This is a genomic window from Nonomuraea sp. NPDC048901 (assembly GCF_040649695.1).
Classification (GTDB): Bacteria; Actinomycetota; Actinomycetes; order Streptosporangiales; family Streptosporangiaceae; genus Nonomuraea.
In genome coordinates, this window is record NZ_JBEZFW010000001.1 from 131,743 (window position 1) to 151,137 (window position 19,395).

The 19,395-nt window shown below is 68.4% G+C and carries 16 protein-coding genes; 14 read left to right on the forward strand and 2 right to left on the reverse strand.

The genetic code is table 11. The annotated features are described in order from the left end of the window. Positions 1-14: 14 nt before the first annotated feature. Positions 15-1,436, reverse strand: coding sequence for a CCA tRNA nucleotidyltransferase (locus AB0C30_RS00720; protein WP_357939720.1), 1,422 nt, complete (start codon positions 1,434-1,436; stop codon positions 15-17). Between the two features lie 149 nt (positions 1,437-1,585). Between AB0C30_RS00720 and AB0C30_RS00725 the strand changes: the two genes are divergently transcribed. The 8 genes from AB0C30_RS00725 to trxA all read left to right on the forward strand — a co-directional run bounded on the left by AB0C30_RS00725 (position 1,586) and on the right by trxA (position 10,494). Continuing rightward, positions 1,586-2,110, forward strand: a complete 525-nt coding sequence (locus AB0C30_RS00725) for a YbaK/EbsC family protein (protein WP_357938136.1) — start codon at positions 1,586-1,588, stop codon at positions 2,108-2,110. Positions 2,111-2,157: 47 nt separating this feature from the next. Continuing rightward, complete coding sequence (locus AB0C30_RS00730) at positions 2,158-4,278, forward strand: DUF6049 family protein (RefSeq protein ID WP_357938138.1); 2,121 nt, start codon at positions 2,158-2,160, stop codon at positions 4,276-4,278. Next, positions 4,275-5,888 carry a murein biosynthesis integral membrane protein MurJ gene (gene murJ / locus AB0C30_RS00735; RefSeq protein WP_357938140.1) on the forward strand — a complete coding sequence of 538 codons (1,614 nt, stop codon included), beginning with the start codon at positions 4,275-4,277 and terminating at the stop codon, positions 5,886-5,888. Before AB0C30_RS00730 ends, murJ begins: the two co-directional genes overlap by 4 nt. A 166-nt stretch (positions 5,889-6,054) precedes the next feature. Beyond that, positions 6,055-7,569, forward strand: coding sequence for a protein kinase family protein (locus tag AB0C30_RS00740; protein ID WP_357938142.1), 1,515 nt, complete (start codon positions 6,055-6,057; stop codon positions 7,567-7,569). Between the two features lie 16 nt (positions 7,570-7,585). Then, the gene (gene sigM, locus AB0C30_RS00745) at positions 7,586-8,221 is read left to right on the forward strand and encodes an RNA polymerase sigma factor SigM (protein WP_357938144.1); all 636 of its coding nucleotides are present in this window, start codon (positions 7,586-7,588) and stop codon (positions 8,219-8,221) included. Continuing rightward, positions 8,211-9,089 carry a zf-HC2 domain-containing protein gene (locus AB0C30_RS00750; protein ID WP_357938146.1) on the forward strand — a complete coding sequence of 293 codons (879 nt, stop codon included), beginning with the start codon at positions 8,211-8,213 and terminating at the stop codon, positions 9,087-9,089. Before sigM ends, AB0C30_RS00750 begins: the two co-directional genes overlap by 11 nt. A 147-nt stretch (positions 9,090-9,236) precedes the next feature. Beyond that, the gene (trxB, locus tag AB0C30_RS00755) at positions 9,237-10,169 is read left to right on the forward strand and encodes a thioredoxin-disulfide reductase (RefSeq protein WP_357939722.1); all 933 of its coding nucleotides are present in this window, start codon (positions 9,237-9,239) and stop codon (positions 10,167-10,169) included. Between the two features lie 10 nt (positions 10,170-10,179). Further along, a complete protein-coding gene (trxA, locus tag AB0C30_RS00760; protein ID WP_225300927.1) occupies positions 10,180-10,494 on the forward strand; it encodes a thioredoxin in 315 nt (104 codons plus the stop codon). A gap of 91 nt (positions 10,495-10,585) precedes the next feature. Here trxA and AB0C30_RS00765 read toward each other — a convergent pair whose 3' ends face one another. Continuing rightward, positions 10,586-11,203, reverse strand: coding sequence for a GNAT family N-acetyltransferase (locus AB0C30_RS00765; protein WP_357938148.1), 618 nt, complete (start codon positions 11,201-11,203; stop codon positions 10,586-10,588). A gap of 268 nt (positions 11,204-11,471) precedes the next feature. On the opposite strand from AB0C30_RS00765, the gene AB0C30_RS00770 reads away from it, so the two are divergent. The 6 genes from AB0C30_RS00770 (at position 11,472) to AB0C30_RS00795 (ending at position 18,371) form a co-directional block, all read left to right on the forward strand. After that, positions 11,472-12,704 (forward strand): PLP-dependent aminotransferase family protein, encoded by a 1,233-nt coding sequence (locus tag AB0C30_RS00770; RefSeq protein WP_357939724.1) that lies wholly within the window; start codon positions 11,472-11,474, stop codon positions 12,702-12,704. A 168-nt stretch (positions 12,705-12,872) separates the two neighbouring features. Beyond that, the gene (locus AB0C30_RS00775; protein WP_357938150.1) at positions 12,873-13,829 is read left to right on the forward strand and encodes a D-alanine--D-alanine ligase; all 957 of its coding nucleotides are present in this window, start codon (positions 12,873-12,875) and stop codon (positions 13,827-13,829) included. A 591-nt stretch (positions 13,830-14,420) separates the two neighbouring features. Next, positions 14,421-15,473 carry an aminotransferase class V-fold PLP-dependent enzyme gene (locus AB0C30_RS00780; RefSeq protein ID WP_357938152.1) on the forward strand — a complete coding sequence of 351 codons (1,053 nt, stop codon included), beginning with the start codon at positions 14,421-14,423 and terminating at the stop codon, positions 15,471-15,473. Positions 15,474-16,697: 1,224 nt separating this feature from the next. Continuing rightward, the gene (locus AB0C30_RS00785) at positions 16,698-17,006 is read left to right on the forward strand and encodes a sigma factor (protein WP_357938154.1); all 309 of its coding nucleotides are present in this window, start codon (positions 16,698-16,700) and stop codon (positions 17,004-17,006) included. A gap of 17 nt (positions 17,007-17,023) precedes the next feature. After that, positions 17,024-17,245 carry a sigma factor-like helix-turn-helix DNA-binding protein gene (locus AB0C30_RS00790; RefSeq protein ID WP_357938156.1) on the forward strand — a complete coding sequence of 74 codons (222 nt, stop codon included), beginning with the start codon at positions 17,024-17,026 and terminating at the stop codon, positions 17,243-17,245. Continuing rightward, on the forward strand, positions 17,238-18,371 hold the full coding sequence (locus AB0C30_RS00795) for a hypothetical protein (protein ID WP_357938158.1): 1,134 nt from the start codon (positions 17,238-17,240) through the stop codon (positions 18,369-18,371). Before AB0C30_RS00790 ends, AB0C30_RS00795 begins: the two co-directional genes overlap by 8 nt. Positions 18,372-19,395: the final 1,024 nt, after the last annotated feature.

Here is a 19,395-nt window from a genome sequence, read left to right on the forward strand (position 1 = left end):
GCCTCCTGCTGAGATCAAGCCGGCGTCGTGTCGCCGGCCGGTGACGCACCGCTCTCCCGCGCCCACTCCAGCAGCGCCTCGGTGGCGGTCTCCTTGCCGACCATCCCCTTGTCCAGGCGGAGCTCCAGCAGGAACTTGTACGCCCGCCCGACGATCGGGCCGGGACCGACGCCGAGGATCCGCTGGATCTCGTTGCCGTCGAGCTCCGGGCGGATCTTGGCCAGCTCCTCCTCGTCGGCCAGCCGGGCGATGCGCTCCTCTAGCTGGTCGTACGTACGCGACAGCGTAGCTGCCTTGCGCTTGTTGCGCGTCGTGCAGTCGGCCCTGGTCAGCTTGTGGAGCCGGTCGAGCAGGTGACCGGCGTCGCGCACATAGCGGCGCACCGCGCTGTCGGTCCACTCGCCCGTGCCGTAACCGTGGAAGCGCAGGTGCAGCTCCACCAGCTGCGACACGTCGGCCACCACGTCCTTGGGGAACTTGAGCTCGGTCATGCGCTTCTTGGCCATCTGCGCCCCCACCACCTCGTGGTGATGGAAGGAGACCCGCCCGCCCGCCTCGTGCCGCCGCGTCTTGGGCTTGCCGATGTCGTGCAGCAGCGCGGCCCAGCGCAGGATCCGGTCGGGCTTGCCGTCGTCCTCCTGGGCGATGGCCTGGTCGAGGACGGTCAGCGTGTGCTCGTAGACGTCCTTGTGCCGGTGGTGCTCGTCGATCTCCAGGCGCAGCTTGGGCAGCTCGGGCAGCACGTGCGCGGCCAGCCCGGTCTCGACCAGCAGGCGCAGGCCCTCGCGCGGGTAGGTGCCGCAGATCAGCTTGTCGAGCTCGTCACGGATGCGCTCGGCCGAGACGATCTCGATGCGCTCGGCCATGTCGGTCATCGCCGCGAGGGCCTTGGCGTCGACCGTGAAGCCGAGCTGCGAGGCGAACCTGGCGGCGCGCAGCATGCGCAGCGGGTCGTCGTCGAAGGACTGCTCGGGCGTGCCCGGCGTGCGCAGCAGCTTGGCCGACAGGTCGGTCAGGCCGCCGTAGGGGTCGACGAACGCGTGCCCCGGCAGCCGCACGGCCATCGCGTTGACCGCGAAGTCGCGCCGCTCCAGGTCGGCCTCCAGCGTCTCGCCGTACATGACCTCCGGCTTGCGGGACTTGGGGTCGTACGACTCGCTGCGGTAGGTGGTGATCTCCAGCAGCGAGCCGCCCTTCCGCACGCCGACCGTGCCGAAGTCGATGCCGATCGTCCAGACCGAATCAGCCCAATCACGGACCATTTCCAGGACCCGTTCGGGCCTGGCGTCGGTGGTCAGGTCGAGATCGTTGCCCACGCGGCCGAGCAGGATGTCGCGCACCGGGCCGCCGACGAGGGCCAGCTCGTGCCCATGCGCGGCGAACAACCGGCCAAGCTCGTCGGCCACCGGAGCGATCTTACGGAACAGGTCGGTCATGGCCCGCTGCTGGCTTTCGGTCAGATTTGAGTCGGACAAGCTGGGTAGGTCCTTTGATTCCGGAACATATCCCCCGAGCAATATCCAGTCGGGGTTACCGTCGGTCAGGGGACCGTCGGGGGCCATGGAACCAGGCCAGGAGGTCTTCTATGAAGGACGCCCTCGCGATCCACCGCTGGCTCCTCGCACACCAGGTCCATCATGAGATCGTACGCCTTCCGCGCCCCATGACTTGCGTGGACGAGTTGCCCGAGGCGGTCTCCGCCGCGCCCGGGCGGTGCGTGGCGGTCACGGTGTTCGAGGTCGCCACGAGAATCGGCCGCGAGGTCGTCGTCGCCGTCGTCTCCGCCGTCTCGGACCCACCGCAGGCCGGGGCCGTCTGCGGCGCGCTCGGCGTGCGGCAGGTACGCCTCGCCCCCGACTTTCTGGTCAATTCCGCCACCGACTACGCGGCCGGGCTCGTCAGCCCGTTGCTGCTGCCCGAGGGCCTGGCCGTGGCGGTGGACGACCGCCTCCGCGCCGATGCCGACGCGATCTTCACGGCCACCGGGGAACGCCACACGGCCATCTCCATGCGCGCCCTTGACCTGCTGACACTCCTGCCCGGCAAGACCGTGAACCTGCGGATCCCGAGGCCCAGAGGATCCCGCCAGGCGGTCGCGATACGGCACTGAGCCCGTACCATTGCGGGCGTGCGTCGTACTCCAGCTCGGGCGGACGCGTGATCCGTAAGGTCTCGCTGCTCGCCGTACTGTCCGCCGCGTTGCTCGCGCCCATGGCCGCGACGACGCCGAGTACTGCTGCCACGAAGACGCCGGGCACGGCCGCCGGGAAGGCGAACAGGCAGTCGATGGACGTGTCGATCACGTCCATCACGCCCGATGTGCCTACGAGCCAGACCACGCAGATCAAGATCGCCGGAGTGGTCCGCAACGACACGGGCGAGGCGATGACCAGCCTGCGGGTCCAGCTGCGTTACCAGCCGCAGAAGTTCCCCGACCGGGCCACCATGTCCGCCTACCAGACCGACCAGAACCCGGCGACCCTGCCCACGAGGCTCTCTACGCAGGTCTCCTTCATGGACATCCCGGCGCTGGAGGCGGGTGCCTCCAAGACCTTCGAGCTCCTGGCGACACCCGTGCAGCTCGGGCTGACGTCGTTCGGTGTCTATCCGATCGCCGTCGACGTGGCCCGCTTCGGTGCGTCGATCTCCACGCCGCAGCGCACCTACCTGACGTACGCGCCGCCGACCCCGCAGAAACTGCCGCGCAACCGGCTGGCCATCGCGCTGCCCATCATCGACCAGACGCATCGCGCCGAGAACGACAACTTCGTCGACGACAAGCTGGGCCCGCAGCTGACCGGCAAGGGCCGGCTCGCCGAGCTGGCCGGCATCGCCGCCACGGCGCACAAGAGCGTCACCTGGTTCGTGGACCCCGCGCTCCTCGACGACGCGCAGGCTCTGTCCCGCAAGCACCGGCTCAAGGGCAAGGACCAGGCCGCCGACCCCAACGCCGCGCAGTGGCTCAACTCGCTGCGCACCGCGCTGGCCTCCTCCCCGGTCGTGGCCACGCCGTACGCCGATCCCGACGTCGCCGCACTCGCCCACCAGGGGCTGGACGGCCAGACCGCCACGGCGATCGCGATGGGCGGCCAGGTCGCCACGGAGCTGCTCAAGCGCGACGTGTCGCTGACGACGAACTGGCCGGTCGCGGGCGTGCTCGACCCCGACGCGCTCGACCTGCTCAACGTCTCCAAGGTCGACCGGGTCCTGCTCAACTCCACGAACCTGCCGCCGCAGCCGCCGGTCGCGTTCACGCCCGACGCCGTCACCACGCTCGACAGCGTCGAGGGGCCGGTCACCGCGCTGGTCGCCGACGCGGAGCTCACGCGCACCTTCGAGCCCGACTCCACCGCGCCGGGCTCGGTCTTCCTGAGCAAGCAGCGCTTCATCGCCGAGACCGCGATGGTCGCCTCCGAGCCTGGCCAGACCAATCCCCGGTCGCTGGTCATCGCACCCTCGCGCCGCTGGGACCCGAACCCGAAGCTGGTCAACACTCTGCTCAAGACCGCGAACCGGCTGCCGTGGCTGACGCTGACCCAGCTCGGCTCGCTCAAGCCGAGCAAGGCGTCCGTGCCCAGGGCCGCGCTCACCTACACCGACCAGGACCGCAAGGACGAGCTCAGCGCCAAGTACCTCGCCCCGCTCAAGAAAGTGGCCGAGAAGGCACAGCTCACCGCCCTGATCGCGGCCGAGCCCAAGCCGCACTCCGACTTCGACGCCGCGGTGCTCAGGCTGGCCTCCTCGTCCTGGCGCAACAACACGCGTGCGGGCCGCGCCGCCACCAAGCTGGTCGACGGGGCCGTTCAGACCCAGATGAACAAGATCTCGATCACCGGGGCCGACCCCGACCAGCTGCGCCAGCTGGCCGGGAGCAACGGCCAGGTGCCCATCAGCGTGAAGAATTCGATCGGTGAGACTATCGCTCTCTACATCGACGTGAAGAGCAACAATCCCGGTGTCCTCCAGATCAACCCCACGCCGTCCAAGAAGCTGCTGACGATCCCCAACGATCAAAATGGCGGCGTCCAGGTGGGGATGAACGCGACGACGAGCGGTGACGCCACGGTGAGCGTCCAGCTGATGACCAGGAACGGTCTGCCGTACGGCAAGCCGGTCAAGCTGACGATCCGCACCACCGGCTACACGGGGATCGCCCTGGTCATCGTCGGGGCGGCGCTGGCGGTCATGCTCGCCGCGGTCGTGACACGGGTGCTACGGCGCAGATCGCAGCGACGGCTCGCTCGGGCCGCCAAGAGCCGGGAGAGTGAGACCGTATGAGCCGCATGTTGCGGGCCAGCGCCATCATGGCGGCGGGCACGATGGTGTCCAGGGTCACGGGATTCGTGCGGACGATGGTGCTCGCCTCCGCGATCGGCACCTTGGCCATGGGTGACGCCTACAACGCCGCGTACGCGATTCCATACAGCATTCTCGACCTACTGCTGCTCGGCGTGCTCAGCAGCGTCGTGGTGCCGATGATCGTCAAGGCGCAGCAGCGCGACTACGACGGCGGCCGGGCCTATGAGCAGCGCCTCATGACGCTGGCCACGGCGGCGCTGCTGGTCGTCGCCGTGCTCGCCGTGCTGGCGGCCCCCCTGCTCATCGACCTCTACACCACCGACTGGCTGCCCGGCAGCCGCAAGTTCGAGGTCGCGGTGCTGCTGGCCCGGTTCATCCTGCCGCAGCTGGCCTTCTTCGGCGTCGGCGCGGTGGCCGGGGCCATTCTCAACACGCGTGACCGCTACGCGGCTCCCATGTGGGCGCCGGTGATCAACAACCTCGTGGTCATCTGTGTGCTCGTGCTCTACATGGTGGTGGCCGGCAAGGCGGGCGGCGACATCGGCCTGGTCACCAACGGCCAGATCGCGCTGCTCGGCCTGGGCACCACGGCGGGCATCGTGGCGCAGGCCGCCGTGCTGATCGTCGCGCTCAAGCGGATCGGGTTCTCCTTCGTCCCGCGCTTCGACGTGCGCAACGCGCGGCTCGGCGAGATGGGCCGGGCCGGGATCTGGACCATCGGCTACGTGGTGGTCACGCAGCTCGGCTTCATGCTGACGACCAACCTGTCCAGCGCGGCGGGCGATGCGGTGCCCGGCCACGGCATCAGCCCGTACACGCTGGCCTTCCAGCTCTTCCAGCTGCCCTACGGCGTCATCGGCGTCTCGGTGATCACGGCCATGCTGCCCAGGATGAGCCGGGCGGTAGAAGCGGGGCAGCTCGACGAGGTCCGCTCAGAGTTCGGGTCGAGCGTGCGACTCATCAGCTCGGTGATGGTCCCGGTGTCGCTGCTGCTGATGGTGCTCGGCCCGGCGATCACCGTGCCGTTGTACGCCCACGGCGTCACCTCAGCCGACGCGGCCGTCTACATCGGCAACGTGCTGCAGGTCTACGGCCTGGCGCTGGTGCCGTTCTCGATCTTCCAATTGCTGCTGCGGGTCTTCTACAGCTTCGGCGACACCCGGACGCCCGTTTACGTGGGCGCGGCGACGACGGCGGTCAACGCGCTGCTGATGGTAGTCTTCAACGTCCTGCTGCCGGCTCGGTACGCGGTGATGGGGTTGGCCTTCGCCTACGCCGTCGCCTACACCATCGGGGCCGGCGGCGCCTGGATTCTCGCCGCCCGCCGGGTCAAGGGGCTGGGGGGCTGGAAGATCGGGACGGCTCTGACGAGGATGTACCTGTCGGCACTGCCCGCGGCGGCACTGGCGCTGGTGGCCGTCTGGGCGGTTCAGGATGTGTTCGGCGGGCTCACCTTCCTCAACTCGGTGATCGCCTTGGCCGTGGGCGGCGGTCTGGGCATGCTGTTGTATCTGGGAGTCGCCCATCGCATGCGCATCCCGGAGATCAACTCGATCGTTGGGATGGTTGCCGGGCGGGTAGGCAGGTAAGGAACGCGGGTGGAACCGGCGCGGCACTAGCATGGTGCCGACACGGCGCGAATGGAAGCAGGAGGGGCGTGGGCGGATCCACCCGGCATAGCGTGCCTACGTGGTACACCCCCACGCAGGTGAGTCGAGTCATGAGCACCCCCGAGCGGCCGAGCGGAGTGAGTCAGTGAGCACGTCGTCGGTCGAACCCGGCACCCGTCTCGCCGAACGCTTCCGGCTGGAGGACCGGGTGACCGAGTCCGATGGAGCCACCCTGTGGAAGGCCATCGACGAGATCCTCGCCCGCCCCGTCGCGGTCCACACCTTCTCCCCTGACTTTCCCCGCGTCCACGAAGTGGTCACGGCCGCCCGCGCCGCCAGCAGACTCACCGATCCGCGCCTGACGCAGGTGTTCGACGCCGCCGAGCACGACGATCACTCGTACGTGGTCAGCGAGTGGGTCACCGGCGACACCCTGTCCGACCTGCTCGCGGCCGGCCCGCTGGAGCCGGAGCGGGCCGCCGGCCTGGTCGCCGAGGCCGCCGAGGCGCTGGCCCACGCGCATGAGGCCGACCTCTACCACCTGTGCCTGCGCCCGGCGCACCTGGTGTGGACGACCGGCAACACGGTCAAGGTGCTCGGCGTCGCGGTCGACGCCGCCCTGTCCGGGCTCACCACCGACCAGCCCGCCCTCGACGACGCCGAAGGGCTGGGCCGCCTGCTGTACGCGGGGCTGTCCGGCCACTGGCCGGGCGACGAGGAGGAGGGCGGTCTGCCCACGGCGCCGATGATCGACGGGCACTTCTGCACGCCCCGCCAGGTCACCGCCGGAGTGCCCGGATATCTCGACGCGGTCACCATCAGGTCCTGCCTGCCCGAGTCCCGCAAGGGGCAGGCCGCCCTGTCCAGCCCGTCCGAGATCGCCGACGCGCTCGCCAACGTGGCCCGGCCCATGCCGATCCCGATCGCCTATCCCCAGACGCCGGCGGTGCAGTCGGTCTCGCACTCCGAGGGCATCGAGACCGAGCGGCGCCCGCCGCGCCCGCCTCTGCCGACGCAGCCCAGGCCCATGCCGCCCCGCGCACCCAGCGGCGGCAGCATGATCAACCGGGTGCTGATGACCGTCGTGGTGCTGCTCGTCATCGCCGCGGTCGGCGTCGGTGCCTGGACGATCGGCCGCAGTCTGGGCAGTCCGAACTCCCCGCAGGCGGAGACCTCCCCGAGCGCCTCGGCCTCCGCGTCGGCGCAGCCGATGGTCGTCGTGAAGCCGGAGAAGGCGACCGGCTTCGATCCGCTCGCCGACCGGGATGAGAAGAACGAGATGGCGCCGCTCGCCATCGACGGCAAGCCCAGCACGCTCTGGAAAACGGAGAACTACAACAGCGCCGACCTGGGCAACCTCAAGGCCGGGGTGGGATTGCTGCTCGATATGGGCAAGAGCATGCCGATCGGCGACGTGGTGGCTACGCTGGCCGATGCATCGGGCGCGAGCGTCGAGCTGAAGGTCGGCGATTCGCCTGAGCTGGGCTCGCTGAAGACCGTCACCAAGGAGAAGAACGGGTCCGGAAAGATCACCTTGAAGCCTGATCAAGCCGCAAGCGGCAGGTACGTTTTGATCTGGTTTACCCGTCTTCCGGCAGATGCGGGCAAGTTTCATGGCACCATCTATGAAGTAGTGGTGCATTCTCCCGGATCGGCATAACCCAGGAATCCCTCTTGTGAACTCCCCACCCGAGCCACCCTCCTCCGCGGAGCGGCCCGCCGTCACCGACGCCGAGCTGCTGACCGCGCACATCAACGGGGATCCTCACGCCTTCAGCGAGATCGTCAAGAGACACCGTGACCGCATGTGGGCCGTGGCCCTGCGCACGCTGGGCGATCCCGACGAAGCGGCCGACGCGGTGCAGGACGCCTTCGTCTCCGCCTACCGGAAGGCGAGCACGTTCCGCGGCGAGGCCGCGGTCACGACCTGGCTGCACCGGATCGTGGTGAACGCCTGCCTCGACCGGATGCGCCGCAAGTCCGTCAGACCGGTCGCCGATGACGAGCTCATCGAGGCCGCCGAGCGTGACACGCCGATGCCCGACCAGACGGGTGAGCGTGAGGTTTCGATGGAGGTTTCGGCCGCGCTGAAACTGCTTCCGACCGACCAGCGCGCCGCGCTGGTGCTCGTCGACATGATGGGCTATTCGGTCGAAGACGCAGCTCAGGTGCTTGAAGTGCCCAGCGGGACGGTGAAGAGCCGGTGCGCGCGGGGGCGCGCGAAACTTGCCCCAATTCTTTCGCATCTGCGGAACCGATCGGACCTCAGTCGCGTCTCATCCGCGAAGGGAGCAGAACTTCGTGACGGGTGATACGCACTACGATCTGGAAATCCTGGCCGAGTTGGCCGAGGGTCTCCTAGACGCTGGCACGGCCCGCCAGGTCCGCGAGCATCTCGCGGTATGCGACCCCTGTGGGGAGCTACTGGCCGACCTGGCAGCGGTTCGCGAGGTGCTCGCGGCGACTCCGACACCGGCCATGCCGATGGGAGTCGCACTGCGCATCGACAAGGCGCTGGCCGCCGAGGCGGGATCCGCGCGCGGGGGTGGTGTCGGCCTGGCGGAACCCCCCAACTGGGATGAGCTCATGCGGGACTCCCCATGGGAGCAATCCCCGCGGGAGCCGGAGCCGGTACGCCTCGGGGTGGTCTCCGACGACGGCACCATCGTCCCTGCCAAGCACACGGCCGCACGACGGCGCCGATGGGCGATGCCCGCGGTCGCCGCTGCTGCCGCGGCGGCTGTGGTAGGCACCGCAGTGCTCTCCACCAGCCTGCTCGCGGGTGGTGGTGGCACCATCGCCAGCGGGAAGCAGTTGCAGACCGCTCAGGCGTCGCCGCCTCCGCCCAAGGCGGAGGTGCGGCCCAGGCCGTACGCGCTGACGGACAGCGGGCACAACTACAGCGAACAGGAGCTGCGGCAGCCGCTCGAAGGCATCTTCGGGCCCGCGCCCATAGCGGGTGGCGGTTCCTCGGAGATCGACGTGGTCGACAAGTGCGTCAGCCGGGTGGCCAACCGTACGAAGCTCAAGGTATTCGCGGTCGACCAGGGCCAGTTCAACGGGTCGGAGGCCATCATCATGACCTCCTGGAAGAACAAGGCGGCCAAGACGCTCCGCGTCGACATCGTCGACCCGTTCAACTGCAAGAGCCTGCGTAAGCCCATGGTGGGGCGCTGGTAGGTCGGTGATCCCTTGAACGCCCACGTCAGAGCCCGCTTCGGCGGGCTCTTTCGTTTTCGGCGTGCGTTGAGGACGGGGCCGGGAATCACGGCGGCCTAGGATCTGTTGAGGCGACAGGCAAGAGCAGACTAGGAAGGCGTGAGAGCGTTGAGCGACGTGCGTAACGTGATCATCATTGGATCCGGCCCCGCTGGATACACGGCGGCCGTCTACTCCGCGCGCGCCGAGCTCAAGCCGCTGGTCTTCGAGGGCTCGGTGACGGCGGGCGGCGCGTTGATGAACACCACCGATGTCGAGAACTTCCCCGGTTTCCCCGACGGCATCATGGGCCCCGATCTGATGGACAACCTGCGTAAGCAGGCCGAGCGGTTCGGCGCCGAGCTGGTCGCGGACGACGTACTCGAAGTGGACCTTGAGGCCAATCCCAAGGTGATCAAGACCCACAGCGAGACCTACTACGCCAAGTCGGTCATCCTGGCGATGGGCTCCGGCTACCGCGAGCTGGGCCTGCCCAACGAGAAGCGCCTGTCCGGGCGGGGCGTCTCCTGGTGTGCCACCTGTGACGGCTTCTTCTTCCGCAACAAGGACATCGTGGTCGTCGGCGGTGGTGACACCGCGATGGAGGAGGCCACGTTCCTGACCCGCTTCGGCCGCATGGTCACTGTCGTGCACCGCCGTGACGAACTGCGCGCCAGCAAGATCATGCAGGAGCGGGCGTTCGCGAACGACAAGATCCGCTTCATCTGGGACAGCGAGGTCGTCGACGTCCTCGGCGCCGACAAGGTCGAGGCCGTCAAGCTGCGCAACCTCAAGACCGGCGAGGAATGCGAGCTGGCCACCGACGCGCTGTTCCTGGCGATCGGCCACGACCCACGCAGCGAGCTGGTCAAGGGCCAGATCGACCTCGACGACGACGGCTACGTCAAGGTCGACGCGCCCAGCACGGCGACCAACATCGACGGCGTCTTCGCCGCGGGCGACGTCGTCGACCACATCTACCGGCAGGCCATCACCGCGGCCGGCACCGGCTGCTCGGCGTCACTCGACTCCGAGCGCTGGCTGGCCTCGAACGAAAACTAAGGAGCGCACCGTGAAGGCAGTAACCGACGCCACCTTCGAGGCCGAGGTCCTCAAGAGCGACAAGCCCGTGCTCGTTGACTTCTGGGCCGAGTGGTGCGGCCCATGCCGTCAGGTATCGCCCATCCTCGAGGAGATCGCCAAGGAGCACGGCGACAAGCTGGAGATCGTCAAGCTCAACATCGACGAGAACCCGGATGTCCCGCGCGACTACGGTGTGCTCCAGATCCCCACCCTGAACGTCTACAAGGGTGGAGAGGTCGTGAAGCAGATCATCGGCGCCAAGCCGAAGGCCATGCTGCTGCGCGAGCTCGAGGGCATCATCTGACGACGCCCGCAGCGTTTCAGTGAGAAGCCCCCTGGCGATGGTTCGCTCAGGGGGCTTCTGCCTGTTCGCCTTTGGCGTCCTTGAGATGGCGTCAGACGGGGCGAAGGGCGCGTTCCGGGCTCATGGAGCCGAGTAGGCGCTCCAGGGCCACCTCGACGTCCTCGCGCCACGAGACGGCCGTCTTCAGCTCCAGCCGGAGCCGGGGGAAGCGCAGATGCGGGCGTACCGTCTTGAAGCCCACGGACAGCAGGTATTCGGCCGGGACCACGCAGCTCGGCTCCTCCCACTTGAGGTCGCCGAACGCCTCGATGGCCTTCACGCCACGTCGCGTCAGGTCCTTGGCCACGCCCTGGATCAGCATCCGGCCCAGACCGCCGCCCGAGAACTCCGGAATGATGTGCGCGGTCATGAGCAGCACCGCGTCTGCGCTGACCGGCGAGGTGGGAAAGGCCACCGAGCGGGGGCTGTAGAGCGGCGGGCTGTAAATGACGAAGCCGGCGGGCACCCCGTCGACGTACACGATCTTGCCGCAGCTGCCCCATTCGAGCAGCGTGCCGGAGATCCATGCCTCTTTCTCCAGCTCTGGACCACCGGAGTCGATCGCGCGCTCCCCGCTGACGGGGTCGAGCTCCCAAAAGACGCACCGCCGGCAGCGGCGCGGCAGATCGTCCAGATTGTCCAGGGTTATGTTGACCAGCCGACGCGACAACTACGGCCCCAATCGTTGACCCGGAAAAGCGCGCGAAAAACGCGTCCCCAGCTGGCATCGTAGCCCAGTGACGTCCCGCCATCGGGTACCACGACGGTCGAGCCCGGTCACAGCCGACATGTCCGACTGCCGTAATCTGGTAGTTCAGCGACAAATGACACCAAGGAGGTGGACCGTGACAGGAGAGCTGGATCACGGTCAGACGCCCGCGACCCAAGGGTCGCGCATCGATGCCTACGTCGATCGGTACGCCGCACGAGCTACCGGGATGGTCGCCTCCGAGATCCGAGCTCTTTTCGCCGTCGCGTCGAGGCCCGAGGTGGTCTCGCTCGCCGGCGGCATGCCGTACGTCACGGCCCTCCCCCTCGACATGGTCGGCGAGCTGGTGTCCGATCTGGTCACCAGGCGCGGTCCCGTCGCGCTGCAGTACGGCTCCGGCCAGGGCGATCCGCACCTGCGCGAGCAGATCTGCGACGTGATGCGGCTGGAGGGGATCCAGGCCGGGGCGAACGACGTGGTCGTCACCGTAGGTTCGCAGCAAGCGCTTGATTTGGTCACCCGGATCTTCATCGACCCGGGTGACGTGGTGCTGGCCGAAGGCCCGTCGTACGTAGGCGCCCTCGGCACATTCGCCGCTTATCAGGCCAAAGTGGTGCATATCGCCATGGACGATCAGGGCATCATTCCCGAGTCTCTCGCGCAGACCATCTACGCGCTGGAGACCGCGGGCGCCCCGATCAAGTTCCTCTACACGATCCCGACCTTCCACAACCCCGCCGGTGTCACCCTGAACCTGGCGCGGCGGCAGCAGGTGCTCGACATCTGCCAGCGGGCCGGTGTCCTGATCATCGAGGACAACCCGTACGGGCTGCTCGGCTTCGACGGCGAGCCCATGCGCGCGCTGCGGGCTGACAATCCCGACGGCGTGGTCTATCTCGGGTCGTTCTCCAAGACGCTCGCCCCTGGGTTCCGGGTCGGCTGGGCGCTGGCGCCGCACGCCGTCCGCGACAAGCTCGTGCTGGCCATGGAGTCGGCCGTACTGTCGCACTCGTCCTTCACCCAGCTGGCCGTGGGCCAGTACCTCGCCACGCAGCCGTGGCAGGAGCAGATCAAAACGTTCAGGGAGCTCTATCGCGAGCGACGTGACACGCTGCTCGACGCGCTCTCGGCGCTCATGCCCCCCGAGGTCACCTGGACACGACCGGCCGGGGGGTTCTTCGTGTGGGCGACGCTGCCGGAGGGCCTGGACTCGAAGGCCATCCTGCCGCGGGCGGTGGCGGAACGGGTGGCGTTCGTGCCGGGGACCGGGTTCTTCTCCGATGGGAGCGGGGCCCGGCAGATGCGGCTGTCCTACTGCTTCCCTGAGCCGGACCGGATTCGGGAAGGGGTCCGGCGGTTGGCTGGGGTGATCGAGCAGGAGATCCAGCTGCGGGACACGTTCGGGACGGGGTCGGCCCGGGGGCATGCGGGCGTGGACACGCCCGGACCTGACCTGGCCTGATCCTCTCTTGCCTGCCGGCGTCTCGGTTGGGACGCCGGCTCTTCCCCTCGCAGTGCATATCTATGCATTCCGTTGGTCATAGCCCGCACGGTAGAAAGCGCCTGCCGTACACCATTCCACCCCAGCCCCGGTACGGTTGGACAGCGTGCGATCAGCGGAGGAGAACAAATGAGCGATCTGGGCCACGTGCTCGTGCTGGCCGGGGGCCTCTCATACGAACGGGAGGTGTCCCTGCGCTCCGGTCGCCGGGTGAGTGAGGTGCTGCGGGCGGCCGGTATCGACGTGGAGGCCCGCGACACCGACGCGTCCCTCGTGCCGTCCATCCTGGCCGACCCACCGGACGCGGTCTTCGTCACGCTGCACGGCGGCGCGGGTGAGGACGGCGCCATCCGTTCCATCCTCGAACTGCTGAACGTCCCCTATGTCGGCGCCGACCCCGACGCCTGCCGCGTCGCCTTCGACAAGCCGACCGCCAAGGGCGTCGTACGCTCGGTCGGCCTGCGCACCCCCGAGTCGGTCACCCTGCCCAAGGAGACCTTCCACGACCTCGGCGCCACGGTCGTCCTGGGCCGCATCGTGGCGCATCTCGGCCTCCCCCTGTTCGTCAAGCCCGCCCGTGGCGGCTCCGCCCTGGGCGCCTCGATCGTCCGCACCGCCGAAGAGCTCCCGGCCGCGATGGTCGGCTGTTTCGCGTACGGCGACACGGCGCTGATCGAGCGGTACGTGGCGGGCGTCGAAGTAGCGGTCTCGGTCGTCGACCTGGGCAACGGCCCGATCGCCCTGCCCGCCGTCGAGATCGTCCCGGACGAGGGCGTCTACGACTACGCGGCCCGCTACACCGCCGGCCACACCGAGTTCTTCGCGCCGGCCCGCCTCTCCGCCGAGGCGGCCGCGGCCTGCGCCGAAACCGCCGTGACGGCCCACACCGCCCTGGGCCTCCGGGACATCTCCCGCACCGACCTCATCGTCGACGCCTCAGACAAGCCCCACTTCCTGGAGGTCAACGTGGCCCCCGGGATGACGGAGACGTCGCTGCTGCCGATGGCGGCGGAGGCCGCGGGCCAAGACCTGGGCGACCTCTGCCGCATCCTCCTCCAGAACGCCGCCTCTCGCGTACACGCTTGACGTCTACGCCTCCCCCGCTGTCCCCTGGCACTGACCTCACGCCATCTTCAACCCTGGGGTACGACCCCTACCTCCGTTTTGCAGGGCTGGCCTCTGCCCCGCTGGTGTTTGCAGGGCTGGCCTTTGCCCTGTGTGGCCTTCCCGCAGGCCCGGTGCCGGACTCACCTCGGCTTTGCATGCCCCGCGTCGGAGGTACCTCGCCTCCGCACACCCAACACCGGGCTCACCTCGGCTTCGCATGGCCCAAGGCCGCTTCGCCTTCGCGGACCCAACACCGGGCGTAGCTCCGCTTCGCACACCCGGCACCTGGCCCATCTGGCCCATCTGGCAATCGCCCCAGCACCGACCTCACCTTGCCTCAGCCACCCACCGCCCGGCTCTGGCTCGCTCTCGCTGGCCGCCTTCTTTCCCGCCTCTCACAACCGCTCGCCAAACTGGCCCCAACCCACAACAGGAGGCATCACCGCCAGCATGGGGATCACCGCTAACCAGCAATGCAGCACCCGAGCCAGCGGACACCCCCCGGGCCCACCCTCGACGATCGCCTCTCGCCTCTCTGAATCTTGTGAGTCGTGAAAGTAGCCTGGGCAGGTGCCGATCGATTCGACCTATCCCAAGAGCTTCGCCAGCGACAATCACGCAGGCGTCCACCCCACCATCCTCGAAGCCGTGGCTGCGACGAACCACGGGGACGCACCCGCCTACGGGGACGATCGCTGGACATCAACCTTCCAGGACCACATCAAGGACGTCTTCGGCCCAGGGGCGGAAGGCTTCCCCGTCCTGAACGGAGCCGGCGCGAACATGGTCGGCCTCGCCCCCATGCTCGGCCGCTACGACGCCATCATCTGCGCCGACACCGCTCACATCGCCACCCACGAAACCGGCGCGACAGAACGGCTCCTGGGCGCGAAGCTCCTGACGGCCTCCACAGCCGACGGCAAGCTACGACCCCAGGACATCACCACACGACTCGACACCTTGGGCAGCCACCACAACTCCCAACCCCGCGTGGTCTCCATCTCCCAGGTAACCGAACTCGGCACCTGCTACTCCCCCGAAGAAATCGCCGCCCTCGCTGATACGGCCCACGCCGCCGGCTTGCTCCTCCACATGGACGGCGCCAGACTGGCAAACGCGGCCGCCCACCTGAACACCACCCTCAGCGCCATCACCACGGAAGTCGGCGTAGACATCTTCAGCTTCGGCGGCACCAAGAACGGCGCGCTGGCAGCTGAGGCAGTAATAGTCCTCTCCTCTTCTTCCCTCGCCCACGCCATCCCCTTCCTCCGCCGCCAGTCCCTCCAGTTGGCCTCCAAGATGCGCTTCATCTCAGCCCAGCTCTCGGCCCTTCTCACGAACGACCTCTGGCGCCACAACGCAACCCACGCCAACGAAATGGCCACCCGCCTCGCCAACGGCATAGCCGACCTCCCCGGCATCACCCTCGCCTACCCCGTCCAATCGAACGCCGTCTTCGCCACCCTCCCCAAACCAGCCGCGGCCGCCCTCCTCACCCGCTACCTGTTCCACTACTGGGACGAGACCGCCGGGACCGTCCGCTGGATGACCGCCTTCGACACCACCCCGGACCACGTAGACGACTTCCTCGATGACATCCGCAAGTCCCTCGTCCTCCCCTGATCCTCCGTCCCTGACATTCGCGTGAGCTCCCCGCCCACGCACTCCACAAGCCTCCGGCCCACGGTTTCACGTGAAACAACCCTCCCCAGGCCGCCAGTCGGACGTACTGTAAGCGGCTACCAGGGACTCCTGGTAGCCGGACACCACGTGCCAAGCGGATGGCCAGACGTCTGCAGCCAGGTAGGCGACCACGAGAAATCCCGGTGGCCGAACCACGGACCCGCTCACCGGGGTCTGCACTGGGACTCGTTGATGGTGCTTCTGGACCGAGTTCGTCGACGCTGTTCGGGGCTCGGTGAGTCGCAGGGGTACTCCGATGCCGTGGGGCCGACGAAGGCGGTCCCACGGCGCCGATCGCCCCCAGCTATTGCCCTACGCCGCCACCTCCAGGCGATCATCGCCGCAGGGCCGAAGAGGGCGATCCCGCGGCACCGATCACCCCCAGCCGTTGCCCTACATCCGCCATCCCCAGGCGATCGTGAGGCCCCGGCCGCTCCGACTTTGCCACCAGCCCGGCCTCCCCGATGTCCGCAGAACCGAAGACCACATGGCCGCGTGCCTGGAGAGCCGCTGTCTGTGGAACACGATGTCCGTGTCCATCCATCCAGAGTGCCTCGTGTCCGTTCACACGCACCACCGACGCCCCACCCCCCGTTTCACGTGAAACCATCCACCCGCCAGCACCGCGGCGTGGCAACCCAGCCACAGCCCCCTCCCCCCGGGTGGGCATCTATGGATGACGTCCCGCAGAGCGGTGTAGTTTCTCCCCCGCTCCCCCTTGCTCTCGCCCACATCGGAAACCCACAACGAGATCGTTGATCCGCCATTTGGGTGGGACCCCACGCAAATGGCGGAGCAGCCCCGAGAGCGAGGGAGGCGGCGGGAGATGGGAAGTGCCCCTTCTGGATGAAGTTGGCGCCGGGACAGGTTATGACCGGCGATACGACACCTTGGCCTGGACGGTTTCCTGCGGGTTGCTGCAGCCCTCCTGTCAGCGAGAGGGACGCGAACGTCCGGGAGTAGATCGCCATGAGCACTGATGAGCTTGGTTGCCCGGGCACTCGGAGATTGCTTGACCCGCGTCGGCCAGAGGTTGATTGGCCCGGGCGCTCGGAGATTGGTTGGCCCGGGCACTCGGAGGATGGGCCGGGCTGGCTTCCCGGGTCGTATGGATCAGCGCGCGTGAAAGCATTCTCACCGTCGCGGCAAGAAATAGGTGTGATCGTGTACAACACGCGTAGCGGGAGAGATCAACCGGCGGTGCCGGCCGATCTCTTCGACCGCTACTTCGCCGAGATCCACCGGTACATCGCCCGTCGCCTGCCCACGGACGACGCTGACGACCTAGCCGCCGAGGTGTTCCTCGCGGCGTTGCGCGGCAGATATGACCCAGCGGTGGGAGAGGTCAGGCCCTGGCTGTACGGCATTGCTACCAACCTGGTCGCGCGGCACCGCCGTACCGAGACCACGCGGTGGAAGGCGCTCAGCCGCGCGGCGGAGCGTGACTGGGACGGCCACGAGGACCCGCACTGAATCGAGTACTCGATCGGGTGGACGCCGCGCGCTTCACCGCTCCGCTCGCAGGGGCGCTGGCCGCGCTGAAGCAGCGCGATCGCGACGTGGTGCTGCTGATCGCGTTGGGCGGTCTGAGTCACGCCGAGGTCGCTTCCGCCCTGAACATTCCCTACGGAACCGTCGCGTCCCGGCTCAACAGGGCACGCAAGCATCTGCGCGCGGCGCTGGGCGCGCTGAAGGAGGACATCGATGGATGAGCTCGAACTGCTCGCCCGGGCACTACCCGACGCGCCCCCGCCTTCGCCCGAGGTGGTCGCTCGCGCTCACGCCCGCCTCGCCGCTCACGCCCGCCTCGCCGGTGACGGCGAGCGCTCCCGCCCTGCCACCGGCCGTTCCCGCACTCGCGTGTGGGTGTGGGCGCTGAGCTCGGCCGTGGCCACGGCCGCGATTGTCATAGCGGCCACACTGGTGGCCAACCTGGTTTCTGCGCCTGCCCCGGTGCTGGTCCAACCACGGAACAACGAGTTGCTCGATCTAGCCGACCGCGTGGCACGCCTACCTGAAGGAAAGGGCGCCTACTGGCGGGAGGTGATCATCACTGGTGAACGGATCTCAGCGGGCGGCTACGACTTGCTGACCCGGCAGCGCATCGAGCGAACGGCTCCGCTGGACTCCGCGGAGAGGTCCATGCTGCAGACCTCCGTACCGAGCGCGCTCCCGGCCTCCGCACCCGACGAACGCGCATGGCGTGCGGCGGGAGCGCCGGCCCGAATCAAGCCGCGCTGCCCTAAGGACAACCCGGCCGATGAGTGCCGACCGATTCGGATCGCCGACCAGCCCCAAGGCTGCGAATGGCGCGACGGGGACGACGCTCGGGTCGGGGACCACTCCGTCGCGGACCTCACACTCGCCGATCTGGCTGCCATCCCCGCCGACCGGAACGGCCTGCTCGCCAAGCTCCGCGACTTTCACCGCATCTGGCAGAGCCGAGGGTTCGAGCAGCCGTTTGAGGAGTTCCTCCCTCTCGCGGGCAATCTTCTGTCCATGCCGATCCGCCCGCAACTTCGTGCCGCGATTCTGCGTCTGCTGGCGGAGCTTCCCGGCACCAAGGTGTACGGCACGGCGGCCGATCCGCTGGGCAGGCAGGCGTTGTCGGTCACGTTCACCCGCGACAGCGAGCAGCCTCAGTCGCGGGGATCGAAGTCGCTCCCCGCATACACGCGCACCCTCTTGGACATGGAGACCGGCACCACGCTAGCCCGGGCCAGTTATGTGCCGAGCGGTTCCAGAGGCGACATCCTGACTTACTACTCCGCGCAGGCGCCTGAGACGGGGTGGATCGCCTCTCGGCCCATACCGCCGAAGTCCTGCAAGGTCAGGTAGTCCGGGTCGGGGAAGCTCGCGCACAGGTACCGCCGACATTTTGCGGCCGGTGAATCGGCTTGTGGTGCGTTGGCATTGCCAGATCGCGCCGGCGAAGCGTTCCAGCGGAATGCACCACTCGCGGATGACGACCGGACTGGCCCGCCGGCGACTCGCCTACAAGTCGCCTGACAAGGGTGGGGTGAAAGGCGGGCTGCGGACGACCTGACTGAGTGGCCGAGAAACCACACTGCTCTGCGTGACGTCATCCAATGGATCACCTGACCGAGGCGGAGCCGTCCGCGCAGGCCGATGGCGCCAGAGCGGGTAGATGGTTTCACGTGAAACAGCGGCGTCGGTGGTGCGGCCAGGCAAAGGCGGCGGCCCGCTGCGGAGTGGCTGCCACCGCGAGGCGCGGGCGAGCAGCCCGCTCGGCGCGCCCACAGGCGGCACCCGGCACGGCGCGGCCGAGCTGCGCCGCCGCGGTGCTTGTGGGAGATCGGCACGGCGCGGCCGAGCTGCGTCAGCGCAGTGCTTGTGGGAGATCGGCGTAGCGCGGCCGAGCTGCGCCGGCGCAGTGCTTGTGGGATACCCAGAGAAGGGCCTTGTCGTGGCGTGGGCGCCTGCACGCCGCCCTACGGCCCATCCCACGGCTCGGCCGGTCCCACTGGTGGTGGGATCCACAATCTCGCCGTGAGACTTCTACCCGTGACGTGTAGGGCTGACGGACCGAGAAACCACGCCGCCCTGCGTGCCCGTCATCTCCGGCCTGCCCGCGACTCCCTTACAGTCGCCTGCAGATCGTCCACGACCCGCCTTTCACCCCCCACCCTCGGCCTCTACGGCCGTCCCCACAGGCCCCGCTCGGGACCTCCGCTCGGGGCGCCTGTGGGGACGCCCGCCGGAGCGTCCGCTCGGGACCCTCCTGGGGATGTCCGCTCAGGGGGTTCGGCTCGGGCCCCCGCTCGGGATGCCCGCTGGGGGTTCGGCTCGGGGTTCGGCTCGGGACGCCCGCTCGGGGTTCGACTCGGGACGCCCGTCGAGA